Annotated in this window: 4 protein-coding genes; 3 read left to right on the top strand and 1 reads right to left on the bottom strand. The window is 36.8% G+C overall.

The window, feature by feature from the left end; all coding sequences use genetic code 11:
* Positions 1-135 precede the first annotated feature (135 nt).
* Positions 136-714 carry a TetR/AcrR family transcriptional regulator gene (locus tag BFJ87_RS09305; RefSeq protein WP_077403234.1) on the bottom strand — a complete coding sequence of 193 codons (579 nt, stop codon included), beginning with the start codon at positions 712-714 and terminating at the stop codon, positions 136-138.
* A gap of 512 nt (positions 715-1,226) precedes the next feature.
* Here BFJ87_RS09305 and BFJ87_RS09300 point away from each other — a divergent pair.
* The 3 genes from BFJ87_RS09300 to BFJ87_RS09290 form a co-directional block, all read left to right on the top strand.
* Entirely contained in the window at positions 1,227-13,538 is a 12,312-nt protein-coding gene (locus tag BFJ87_RS09300; protein WP_077403231.1) for an Ig-like domain-containing protein, read from the top strand.
* A gap of 37 nt (positions 13,539-13,575) precedes the next feature.
* A complete protein-coding gene (locus BFJ87_RS09295) occupies positions 13,576-14,517 on the top strand; it encodes a PorP/SprF family type IX secretion system membrane protein (RefSeq protein WP_077403228.1) in 942 nt (313 codons plus the stop codon).
* Positions 14,518-14,530: 13 nt separating this feature from the next.
* The coding region (locus BFJ87_RS09290) for a tetratricopeptide repeat protein (protein WP_420836113.1) at positions 14,531-15,084 on the top strand (554 nt) is incomplete at its 3' end.

Raw genomic sequence — 15,084 nt, 5'->3', positions numbered from 1 at the left:
CAAATGTTCTGAAGAAGAACACCAAAAAAACAGAAGGTCTGAGTTTATTGTAATTAAAAACTAAAAAAACAAAACAACATAAAACTAAAAAGAGGAAGCCAAAAGCTTCCTCTTTTTTATAATAAACACATTTAATTATTTATTCTCTATCCCTTTAAATATAAAATCTGTTAACTGCTTTTCTATCTCTATTGGGTTTACTTTTATATCATCATTAGTAATCATACTAAATAACCAACGCATAGAAGATATAACCATAAAAGTTGCAAATTCACTATCCATTTTACGAAGAGAACCTTCAGAGATACCTTCATCAATTATATTGCTTACAGTGCTAATATAACCACTTCTTTTTAATTTAAACTCTTCTAATTTATCTCCTTTTAAATTACGCCACTCGTATACAAAAAGAGAAACCTCATAAGGCTTATTAAGTGTATACTGAACGTGCTTAGATATTACAAACTTTAACTTTTCTACAGGAGAGTAAGAAGAATTCATAATATTATCTAAATAAACTACAAATTCTTCTAAGGTGCTAAATAAATAATCTTCTAGTAAAGATTCTTTAGAATCTATATAATTGTAAACATTAGCTACTTCAAAATTTAATTCATGAGCAATGTCTCGCATTGTGGTGGCCTTAAAGCCTTTTTCACTTATTAACTTAAGTGTCTTTTCAAAAAATAATTCTTTTTTTGTAATCCTTTTCATAAAAATATGTTTGATCTTGTTTTGATTGAGACCTGTTTTTCGAGAAAAAACAAGATTCAAATATATGAACGTACGTTAACTATCCAATACAATTAACCAGACTTTAGTATTCCTTTAACTTTTAGAGCTCAAAAGATAATCTAACTATTGCATCTTGTTAACAGTTCTATTATCAAGAAAAAAATAAAAAAACAAACCAAAAAAAAATATTTACGTAGGTATACAAAGCAATGGCAAACTAAAATTACTAATAGTAACTATTATTAACTATTTGTAATAAATAACAAAAAATTAACAATTACATCAAAACAATAATTGAAATAGCAATCAAAAATCGGATAAACTGTATATATATTTGCTATATTGTAATATAATTACTATAATTAATTGAAGAATTGTTAATATTAAAAAACTCTTAAAAGCTAACACATATGTAAACCAAACTTATTTATAATATTCTACACATATCGTTTTCAATTATTTAAAAGGTCCCCAGTTAAAATAATATATCTATGAGAAGAAGATTACCACCAAACCCAAAAAAATCACTTGTAAGTAAAATACTAATACTTGCAATTTTTTACTTTAGCATCCCAATAAACCTACAATCATACAATAAGACTAAAACAACTTTCTTTAGCGAAAACCTAATCTATGCAAATCCTGTATTAGATTTAAATTCCAATACTCCCGGAAACAATTATCAATTTAATGTAGATCCTACAACATCAAATGTATACCCTATAAGTATAGCGCCTACGTTAATTTCAGATGCAGGAACCATTTTAAGTGCTACTATTTCTTTAACTGGAGTGGTTGACTTTCCGAATGAAGAATTACTTGCTTTTAATGATGGTAGTGGTTTTACTCTTTTTTATTTAAACGGAACTCCACCATACCCTTCTAATACCTATAATTTTGCAGGAACAAGTATTTTAGTAACCCAAACATCGGGCACTACTTTTTTAATTACAGAATCTTCAGGAAATCCAATACCTAATGCTTCTTTTGAAGCATTTATTGCAGGAACTTATTACGGAAACTTATCCAGTTCACAAACTGACGGGCTTAGAACTGTTGATATACAAGTTACAGATACAAGTTCTCAGTCTAGTGCCTCCCAAACTCTAATTAATGTTTATACTGCCCCTGTTGCATACGATAATATTAATAGTATAAGCGCTAGTTCTACAGGTACAATAACAGGAAATGTACTAACAGATGGTACTGCTGATACCGGGAATAATATTTTTGTTTCTGAAATAGATGTTTATCCTACCCAAGTAGGAACACCGTACAACACTTTATATGGTAGTGTAACCATACAAGCAAACGGTAGTTATGTATATGATGTTAATGAGGCAAACTCATCTGTTACCGGATTAAAGAATGGAGAAATTTTACAAGACATTGTTTCTTACACCATAACAGATCAAGATGGTTTTATTGATTATGGAATTTTGTCCATAACTATTAATGGTGTAGATGAAGCTCCTATAGCCTTAGACAATACAGACGAAATAACTGTGGTTGTAGAAAATGATGTTTCTGGTAACATAATTACTGATATTGGAGTTGATGGTGCAGATTATGTAGATAGAGGTTTATCTACATTAGTTTGGGAAAACCAATTTGCAAACGGAGAAACAGTAAACGGAAAATCTAAAACAATTGGTGGTGTACAACTTGGTTTTACATCTACAGATCCTTCATCTATAGGTACAGTTAACAACCAAATAGTTTTAACTACCGCTACTAATGGAGGGCATACAGGTTACCTACTTTACCAGATAGATGCAGCTACTAACCCATCTGGAGACACAGAGTTAATTATAACTTTTAGTGAACCAGTGTTTAACTTAGGTTTTTTAATTACGGATATAGATTATTCGCAAAGTACAACTTGGCAAGATCAAATTACTATAAGAGGTTCTTTAGACGGTACAGCGTCTAACTATACGTATGTTACCACTGGTGGTGTAGTTAATACTGCTAGTAACACATTTTATGGTACAGGAAACGCTATAGAAAGTGATGCTACCGGTAACGTTAATGTATTTTTTAATGAACCTATAAACCAATTAAGGTTAGGATATAATTATGGTCCAGATGTTACCGATGCAAACCCTACTGCTCAAATAGCGGGTGTGTCTGATATTTACTGGCAAGGAGATAACCCAGACATACAAATTACAGAAATAGATGGTAGTGGTACCAATGTTAATACGGTATATACAGGAACTTATGGTACTATTACAGTAAATAGTGATGGTAGCTATACATATACTCCAGACATTAACAACACCGCTGTTGCTGGGCTATTAATTGGTCAAACACTTACCGAAACTTTTCAATACAGATTGTCTGACGGTTCTAATTCTGACACCGCTAATTTAATTATTACATTAAAAGGAAATAAAACCCCACCTACAATAGATATTACTACACCTATTGAGGGTGATGATGTTGTAAATGCATCGGAAGATAATGATGTTACCATTTCTGGTACTACCACTGGTATTGAAGACAATCAAATTGTTACCGTAACTTTTTCTGATGGTACAAATACGGTAACCACAACTGCTACGGTTAGTGGCAATGCCTGGACAGCTGCAGATGCAGATATTTCAGGCTTAACTAACGGAACAATTACTGTAACCGCAGATGTTACCGATGTTGCAGGAAACCCAGCTACGGACAATGATCCTATTACCCTAGATAACACATTACCAACTATTGATATTACAACTCCTATTGAGGGTGATGATATTGTAAATGCATCGGAAGATAATGACGTTACCATTTCTGGTACTACAACCGATGTTGAAGACGGACAAACCGTAACCGTTACTTTTTCTGATGGTACAAATACGGTAACCACAACTGCTACGGTTAGTGGTAATACTTGGACAGCTGCGGATGCAGATATTTCTGGATTGACTAACGGACCCATTACCGTTACCGCAGATGTTACCGATGTTGCTCTCAACCCAGCTACCGATAATGATCCTATTACCTTAGATAACACATTACCAACAATAGACATTACTACACCTATTGAGGGTGATAATGTAGTAAACGCTGCTGAAGATGGTGATGTTACCATTTCTGGTACTACTACCGGTGTAGAAGATAATCAAATTGTAACCGTTACTTTTTCTGATGGTACAACTACTGTAACCACAACGGCTATTGTTACTGGTAACGCTTGGACAGCTGCAGATGCAGATATTTCTGGTTTAACAAACGGACCTATTACCGTTACCGCAGATGTTACCGATGCTGCAAGTAATCCTGCTACGGATAATGATCCTATTACTCTAGATAATACATTACCAACAATAGACATAACTACACCTATTGAAGGTGATAACATAGTTAATGCATCGGAAGATAATGATGTTACCATCTCTGGTACTACTACTGATGTTGAAGACGGACAAACCGTAACCGTTACTTTTAGTGATGGTACAAATACTGTTACCACAACGGCTACTGTAACTGGTAATGCTTGGACTGCGGCAGATGGTGATATTTCGGGCTTAACAAACGGACCTATTACCGTTACTGCAGATGTTACCGATGTTGCTCTTAACCCAGCTACGGATAATGAATCTATTACATTAGATAGTACACTGCCAACAATAGATATTACAACGCCAATTGAAGGTGATAACGTAGTGAGCGGAAATGAAGATAACGATGTTACCATTTCTGGTACTACTACAGGTGTAGAAGATAACCAAACCGTAACTGTTACCTTTTCTGATGGCTCAAATACTGTAACCACTACCGCTACAGTTAGTGGTGGTAATTGGACAGCTACTGATGCAGATATCTCTGGTTTAACTAATGGACCTATTACCGTTACTGCTTATGTTACTGATGTTGCTCTTAACCCTGCTACGGATAACGACCCAATTACTCTAGATAACACATTACCAACAATAGACATAACTACACCTATTGAGGGTGATAATATTGTTAATGCAGCAGAAGATAATGATGTTACTATAACTGGTACAACTACTGGTGTAGAGAACAACCAAACAGTAACCGTTACTTTTAGTGATGGCACAAATACTGTAACCACAACTGCTACTGTTAACGCTAATTCTTGGATAGCTACAGACGCAGATATTTCAGGCTTAACTAACGGACCTATTACCGTTACCGCAGATGTTACCGATGTTGCTCTTAACCCGGCAACGGATAATGACCCTATTAGTTTAGATAATTCTATTCCTGTACCAACTATAGTTATAGATAATGTAACTGCAAATAACTTGGTTACTGCTACAGAGGCTGCAAATGACATTGCAATAACTGGTACTGTAAGTGGAGACTTCAATACTGGAGATACGGTTACAATAACCGTTAACGGTACAGATTATACTGGTACTGTAGATTCTGGTGGTGTTTTTAGTATTGATGTTCCTGGTTCTGAATTACAAGAAGATGCAGATTTAACTATTGAAGGAAGTGTTACAACAACTGATGCTGCAGGAAACTCTAATTCTGCCGCTACTACTAAAACATATAACTTAGATAATGATGGCGATGGTATTACTGATAATATAGATGAAGATGACGATAATGATGGTATTACAGATGTTGTAGAAGGCACTTCAGATTTTGACAATGATGGTGTTCCTAATTATTTAGATTTGGATAGTGATAATGATGGTATACCTGATATTGTAGAAACGGGCAATGGTAACCTAGATTTAGATGGAAATGGATCTATAGACACGGGAGAAAGTAATGTTGGAACTAACGGAATTCCGGATAGCGCTGAAGATGGTGGCGTTGATGGTAATGGGGTTTCAAATGTTCCTGTTGATAGTGATGGGTCTGGAAGTCCTAATTATTTAGATATAGATTCTGATAATGATGGTATCACGGATACCGTTGAATCTCAATCTGATGCTAGTTTAGTTCAAAGTACCGGAAATGATTCTGATAACGATGGTATAGACGATGCTTTTGATACAGATAACGGTGGTTCTTTTACAAATACTCCAGAAAATACAGATGGAGACGCTAACCCAGATTATTTAGATTTAGACAGTGATGATGATGGTATTATTGATAACATTGAATGGCAATCTACTTCTGGATATGTGTTACCTAGCGTAGATGGTGACGGTAACGGACTTGCAGATAATTACGAGACTGCGGCAGGTTCTGGTGTTTCAATTAATCAGCCGGCTAATTCAGACGGTACGGATAGTCCAGATTTTAGAGATTTGGATTCTGATAATGATGGCTTAACAGATTACGTTGAAGCTTATGATGTAGACGCAGATAACTCTGCAGATACAGTACCTACCAATACTGACATTGATAATGATGGTCTAGACGACGGTTTTGATAACAGCACAACGGAACCTAATGGAATTGCAGATCCAAACGGTCCAACAAATAGCAATCAACAAGTATCAACTTTTCCTAACGATCAAGATCCTTTTACTTCTGAAGTAGATTTTAGAGACCCAACAACACACGTAGATCCTATTGATACAGATGGTGATAACGTTAATAATGATATAGATATTGACGATGATAATGATGGTATTTTAGATTATGTAGAATCTTTAGGATTTACACCTACAGATACAAAAGGTGATGCTTGTGGCATACCTGCTGGCTCATTTAATGGAGGTACATATATAGGCGGTGGATCTGGAGCGGGTACAATAGGTGCAGAATACAGATTCTCTACAGTGGTAAGTTCATCATTGGGTGTGTTAGATGCTATTGTAAGAATTACAGATATTGACAATGCAATTTTAACCTCTATAGATGACAGCTCAACTGGTAGTGCAAATGCTTGGCAACCAAGTTTTACAATTGGTGGAGGTGCCGGTGCTACTGGTGGTATATCATTTAATGTGCGTTTAGTTGCAACAGGAACAAATTTTCAAGTTAACCTAATAAGGTTTGGTGGTGTTATCTATGATATTGATGGAGCCAACGCTAGGGAAAGTGTTACCCTAACAAGACCAGGATTGTATGCTATAGACAGCAATTCGTTACTTACGGTATCAGAAAATCTAGCTACAGGTACAGCCACTTTTCAAGGACCTGCACAAACTTGGGATAATATTGATTTTGGTCCAAGATTAGCAGCTTATTTTAATTTTTATGAAACAACAAATTTAGACATCACATTTAGTGGAGAACTACAGCCTAGTTTTTCTTCTAACACTTATTTGGGGTCTGTATTGTTTCAAACTTGTGATATTAACGGTTTATATACTCCAAACAATACTACTTCTTCTAATAATACAGATGGCTCTACAACTACTGCTTCAGGACCTGGAACAGCTCCTGTTTATACTATATATCAAGGTATAGACAGTGATAATGATGGTATAGAAGATCATTTAGATATAGACTCTGATAATGATGGTATACCAGACAATGTAGAGGCACAACCTACAATAGGTTATGTGGCTCCATCAAGTACTTTTGACGCAAACGGTTTAGATACAAATTATCCTAACGGTTTAACTCCTGAAAAGACGGGTATAGATGAAATACCTGATTATTTAGATTTGGATACAGATGATGATGGATTAAGTGATACGGAAGAAGCAGGATTTAATTCCCCTTCAAACAATTTAGATTCTGATGGTGATGGTCTTTTAGATGAGTTTGATGATGTAGATACTTCAGGTGGTTTGTATGATACTAATGACGATCAAAACAATGGAGCACAAGACCTGCCAAATATTGCTATTAATGAAACACCGGAAGTAGACTACCGTGAAGCTGGTATAGCAGATAATGATAATGATGGAATTCCTGATTCGGTTGATTTAGATGATGATAACGATGGAATTCTAGATACAGCAGAAAGTCCTGGTGGCGTTGACCCTAGTGCTGACGATGACAATAATAATATACTTAATTTTAGAGACACAAATGCAACCAATGATTTAAACAATGATGGTATTGTTGATGCATTTGACACTGATGGTGATGGTGTTCCTAACCATTTTGACTTAGATGCTGATAATGATGGTATTTACGATACTGTTGAGTCCGGAAGCAACCAAGCACACTCCAACGGAATAGTAAATGGTGCTGTTGGCACAGACGGTGTTCCTAATAGTGTACAAGATAGCGGACAAGAAAACAGCGGAACAGTTAACTATACTTTAGCTGACTCTGAAAGTACTCCAGACGGAATACCTGACTTTTTAGAATTAGATGCGGATGGTGATTTATGTAATGATGTTACTGAAGCTGGTTTTACAGATCCTAATGGAGATGGTATACTTGGTGACACACCAACAACTGTAAATGCTAACGGAATTGTTATTGATACTGATGTTACAGATGGCTATACCGTTCCTAACAATCTAGACAGCGCAAGTAATTCGCAGTACGATTTTCAACAACCTGGAGTTGCTCCTACTATTGCCAATGCTGCAGACCAACCACAGGACATTATTACAAATGCAGATACATCAGAGTCCTTTTCGGTAACTGCTACGGGAACAAACTTGTTATACCAATGGCAAGTAGATGATCAATCAGGAAGTGGGTTTGTAGATATTGACGATACAAACACTGCTGATATATATACAGGAAGTACCTCGCCTACTTTAACCTTATCTGGAATTACCGTTACTGAAGACGGATATCAATATAGAGTAATAGTTACAGAGCTTTCATATGTATGTTCTCCGGTGGTATCTAACCCTGCTTTACTAACTGTAGATGTAACTAACCCTGTAATTGCTATAGATGTTGTTGCCGTAGATGATATTATAAATGCAGTAGAAGATAATTCACCTGTAACAATTTCTGGTACTACGGATGCTGAAGACGGACAGACTGTAACTGTTAACCTAAACGGTAGCACTTACACTGCTATTGTTTCATCAGGAACTTGGACATTAGATATAACTGCTGCAGATGCTCAAGCACTTGATGCTTTAGAAACAATAATAGCTAACGTATCTGACCTAGCTGGTAACCCTGCTACCCAAGCAACAAGAGATATTATACACGATGTAGATGCCACAATAGATATAACTACACCTATAGAAGGTGATGATATTATAAATGCTGCTGAAGATAATGACGTTACCATTTCTGGTACTACAACCGATGTTGAGGACGGACAAACTGTAACCGTTACTTTTAGTGATGGTACAAATACGGTAACCACAACGGCTACTGTAACCGGTAATGCTTGGACAGCCGCAGACGCAGATATTTCAGGCTTAACTAACGGAACAATTACCGTTACAGCAGATGTTACAGATGTTGCAGGAAACCCTGCTACGGACAACGACCCTGTTACGCTTGAAAATTCGGTGCCAACTATAGACATCACAACTCCTATTGAAGGTGATAATATTGTAAATGCTTCTGAAGATAATGATGTTACCATTTCTGGTACAACTACCGATGTCGAAGATAATCAAACTGTAACAGTCACTTTTAGTGACGGTACAAATACGGTAACCACCACGGCTACTGTAACTGGTAATGCTTGGACTGCGGCAGATGCAGATATTTCGGGCTTAACTAATGGTTCTATTACTGTAACCGCAGATGTTACAGATGTTGCAGGAAACCCTGCTACGGACAATGATCCTGTAACTTTAGATAACACATTACCAACTATTGATATTACAACTCCTATAGAAGGTGATGATATTGTAAATGCATCGGAAGATAATGACGTTACCATTTCTGGTACAACAACCGATGTTGAGGACGGACAAACCGTAACCGTAACTTTTAGTGATGGTACAAATACGGTAATCACAACTGCTACTGTAACCGGTAATACTTGGACTGCGGCAGATGCAGATATTTCGGGCTTAATTAACGGAACAATTACTGTAACCGCAGATGTTACAGATGTTGCAGGAAATCCTGCTACGGACAACGACCCTGTTACGCTTGAAAATTCAGTACCAACTATAGACATCACAACACCTATTGAGGGTGATAATGTAGTTAATGCGTCGGAGGATAATGACGTTACCATTTCTGGTACTACCACAGGTGTTGAGGATAATCAAATTGTAACAGTCACGTTTAGTGACGGCACAAATACTGTGACTACCACAGCTACTGTATCTGGTAATGCTTGGACAGCAACAGACGCAGATATTTCTGGCTTAACTAACGGAACAATTACTGTAACTGCAGATGTTACAGATATTGCACTTAACCCAGCTACGGACAATGATCCTATTACTCTAGATAATACATTACCAACCATAGATATTACAACACCTATTGAGGGTGATAATATCGTTAATGCGTCCGAAGACAAAAATGTTACAATCTCTGGTACTACTACAGATGTTGAAGACGGACAAACAGTAACAGTTACTTTTAGTGATGGTACAAATACGGTAACCACAACGGCTACTGTTACTGGTAATGCTTGGACTGCGGCAGATGCAGATTTATCAGGACTTAATAATGGTGCTATTACCGTTACCGCAGATGTTACAGATGTTGCTCTTAACCCGGCTACGGACAATGATCCTGTTACTCTAGATAACACATTACCAACTATTAATATTACAACGCCTATTGAGGGTGATAATGTAGTTAATGCATCGGAAGATGGTGATGTAACTATTTCTGGTACTACCACAGGTGTTGAGGATAATCAAATTGTTACAGTCACTTTCAGTGACGGCACAAATACTGTGACTACCACAGCTACTGTATCTGGTAATACCTGGACGGCAACAGATGCAGATATCTCTGGATTGACTAACGGACCTATTACCGTTACCGCAGATGTTACCGATGTTGCTCTTAATCCTGCTACGGACAACGATCCTGTTACTTTAGATAACACATTACCAACTATTAATATTACAACACCTATTGAGGGTGATAATGTTGTAAATGCATCGGAAGATAATGATGTTACCATTTCTGGTACTACTACCGATGTTGAAGACGGACAAACTGTAACAGTAACTTTTTCTGATGGTACAAATACGGTAACCACAACGGCTACTGTTACTGGTAATGTTTGGACTGCGGCAGATGCAGATATATCTGGTTTAACAAACGGACCTATTACCGTTACCGCTAATGTTACCGATGTTGCTCTTAATCCTGCTACGGATAATGATCCAATTACCTTAGATAATACATTACCAACAATAGACATAACTACACCTATTGAGGGTGATGATGTTGTAAATGCATCGGAAGATAATGACGTAACAATTTCTGGTACTACTACTGATGTTGAGGACGGACAAACCGTAACCGTAACTTTTTCTGATGGTACAAATACGGTAACCACAACTGCTACTGTAACTGGTAATACTTGGACTGCGGCAGATGCAGATATTTCGGGCTTAACCAACGGAACAATTACCGTTACCGCTAATGTTACCGATGTTGCTCTTAATCCTGCTACGGACAACGATCCTGTTACTCTAGATAACACATTACCAACTATTGATATTACAACTCCTATTGAGGGAGATGATGTTGTAAACGCTGCTGAAGATAATGATGTTACCATTTCTGGTACTACCACAGGTGTTGAGGATAATCAAATTGTAACAGTCACGTTTAGTGACGGCACAAATATGGTAACCACAACGGCTACTGTTACTGGTAATGTTTGGACAGCTGCAGATGCAGATATTTCTGGTTTAACTAACGGACCTATTACAGTTACCGCAGAGGTTACCGATGTTGCACTTAATCCTGCTACGGATAATGATCCTATTACTCTAGATAACACATTACCAACTATTGATATTACAACACCTATTGAAGGTGATGATGTTGTAAATGCATCGGAAGATGGTGATGTAACTATATCTGGTATTACTACCGATGTTGAAGACGGACAAACTGTAACAGTAACTTTTTCTGATGGTACAAATACAGTAACCACAACAGCTACTGTTACTGGTAATACTTGGACTGCAGCAGATGCAGATATTTCGGGCTTAACTAATGGTTCTATTACTGTAACTGCAGATGTTACCGATGTAGCAGGAAACCCAGCTACGGATAATGATCCTGTTACTCTAGATAACACATTACCAACTATTGATATTACAACTCCTATTGAAGGTGATGATGTTGTAAATGCTGCAGAAGATGGTGATGTTACCATTTCTGGTACTACTACTGATGTTGAGGATGGACAAACTGTAACAGTAACTTTTTCTGATGGTACAAATACGGTAATCACTACGGCTACTGTTACTGGTAATGCTTGGACTGCGGCAGATGCAGATATATCGGGCTTAACTAATGGTTCTATTACTGTAACCGCAGATGTTACCGATGTTGCACTTAATCCTGCTACGGATAATGATCCTATTACTCTAGATAACACATTACCAACTATTGATATTACAACACCTATTGAAGGTGATGATGTTGTAAATGCATCGGAAGATGGTGATGTAACTATATCTGGTATTACTACCGATGTTGAAGACGGACAAACTGTAACAGTAACTTTTTCTGATGGTACAAATACAGTAACCACAACGGCTACTGTTACTGGTAATACTTGGACTGCAGCAGATGCAGATATTTCGGGCTTAACTAACGGAATAATTACTGTAACCGCTGATGTTACCGATGTTGCTCTTAACCCAGCTACAGACAATGATCCTATTACTTTAGATAATTCACAGCCAATTGTAGATAGCTTTAGTACTTCAGATATTAATCCAGTATTAACAGGTCAAGGAGATGCTAATGAGGCTCTTATTATTGAACTTGATACAAATGGTGATAATATAATAGATGTTACATATGCCGTTACAACTGACTCTGCAGGAAACTGGAGTTTAGATACTGAAACGCAATCGCCAATTAACGGTTCTTTTCCGGTATTGACTGATGAGGATGTTATAGATATTATTGCTACTGATAATGCCGGCAACAGCGGTACTGGAGCTGTTACTATATCTGTAGACTCAGATGGTGATGGACTTACAAATAATGAAGAGGCTACTTTAGGCACAGACCCTAATAACCCTGATACAGATGGCGATGGGATTTCTGACGGACAAGAAATTACAGATGGTACAGATCCTTTAGACGATTGCGATTCTGTAGGTGGTACACCTTTACCAACTAGTGATTGTGATAATGATGGGTTAACTAATGCTGAAGAAGCTTCCATTGGGACTGATCCTAATAATCCTGATTCTGATAATGATGGACTTTTAGATGGTGAAGAAGTAACTTTAGGTACAGATCCTAACAATCCTGATACAGATGGTGATACCATTTTAGACGGACAAGAAGTTACCGATAATACCAACCCGCTTGATGATTGTGAGTCTAACGGTGGTACTCCTCTAGACTCTAGTGATTGTGATATGGATGGATTAACTAACGCGGAAGAAGCGGCTTTAGGTACTGATCCTTTTAACCCAGATTCAGATGGTGATTTAATTTTAGATGGTAAAGAAGTAGATGATGAAACAAACCCACTTGATCCTTGTGATAATATTGGTGGTACTCCTCCTGAAGGTTCTGCTTGTGATATCTCTATTTACAACGACCTTGTGGGGCCTGGTGTAGATGATGGTTACTTTAGAATTATTAATATTGAGCAGTTCCCTAACAATACTGTACAAATCTATAACAGATGGGGTGTTATTGTTTTTGAAACTAATGGATATGATCGTGGTTCTAACGTTTTTAGAGGTATATCTAACGGGAGAGTCGTAATTAATAAAAATGAAGAACTTCCTGCTGGTGTTTACTACTACATTATTAATTACAATAATAACGGACTAAACAAATCTAAAGCCGGATATTTATATCTAAATAGGTAACTTTAAACACAACCATTAAACGCATAAATCATAAATTATGAAAAAATTATTTGTTAGTATTGTTCTTATTTTTCTTGCTGTGCAGAACTCTTCTGCTCAACAAGATGCTCAATACACCCAATATATGTATAACACCATTGCTATTAACCCTGCATACGCTGGATCTAGAGGTGTATTTAGTATTGCTGCACTGCATAGATCGCAATGGGTAGGACTTGATGGTGCGCCTACTACTCAAACTCTTAACCTTAACTCTCCTGTCTCTAGAAGAGTGGGACTTGGACTTTCTGTAGTTCATGATGAAATTGGTAACGGTACCAATCAAGATACGTACATAGATGCTGCTTTCTCATATACAGTTCCTACTGGGGATCAAGGTAAACTATCGTTTGGACTTAAAGCTGGTGGGCATTTCTTAAATCTTGACTTTTCTAAACTTGCTAATTACAGGCAAGAGTCTACCCCTGCTGGATATGATGATATCGAGAAAAAATTCTCCCCTAATTTTGGAGCTGGTATCTATTACCATACTGATAAATTCTATGCGGGTATATCGGTACCTAACTTTTTAGAAACCGAACATTTTGATAATTCAGAAGGACAAAACAGTTCTTTTGTTGCCGTAGAGCGTATGAACTTGTATTTAATTACAGGATATGTTTTTGAACTTAATAGAGACTTAAAACTTAAACCTGCGGCACTTATTAAAGCGGTTAAAGGAGCGCCATTACAAGCAGATTTATCCGCTACTTTTTTACTTAAAGATAAATTTAGCTTTGGAGCGGCTTACCGTTGGGATGCGGCTCTTAGTGCGCTGGTGGGATTTCAACTTAGTGACCAATTAATGCTTGGTTTAGCCTATGATAAAGAAACCACAGACCTTGGAAACACATCTTTTAACGATGGCTCTTTTGAAGTATTTTTAAGGTACGAGCTAAGATCAAGATATAAAAAAGTAATTACCCCTAGATTCTTCTAAAAAAACAAAACAAATGAAATTTAAATACATAACACTTGCCTTTTTGTTTTGTTGTGCTTTTACAAATGCACAAACTAAAAAAGAGAAAAGGGCCGATGATAAGTTTGAAAGCTACCAATACGCAGAGGCTATTGACGTTTATGAAAGACTTATTGACCTAGGATATACTTCTGAAACAATTTACAGAAAACTAGCGAACTCTAATTACCTTAATGCTAGGTATGAAAATGCTGCTAAATGGTATGAAAAACTAGTTAATTTAGAAGGTGCTAACCTTGATCCTGAAGAAATTTACAAATATGCTTTGTCTTTAAAGTCTATTGGTCAATACAACAAGTCGGACGCTTGGATGCGTAAGTTTGATGACTTAAAACAATACGATTCTAGAGCTTCATTATTTGAAAACAACACAGATTATCTTAACGTAATTGAAAAAAACTCCGGTAGGTACAACATTAAAAATTTAGAAATGAACTCTAGTGTTTCTGAATTCTCTCCTGCTTATTATAATGATAAATTAGTTTTTTCCTCGGCAAGAGATACTGGTGTGGTGCGTAGGTCTATTTT

The sequence above is a fragment of the Cellulophaga omnivescoria genome (genome assembly GCF_001999725.1).
GTDB lineage: Bacteria > Bacteroidota > Bacteroidia > Flavobacteriales > Flavobacteriaceae > Cellulophaga > Cellulophaga omnivescoria.
Note: the sequence above shows the minus strand (reverse complement) of the source record. Positions and strands in the feature narration are given on the sequence as shown.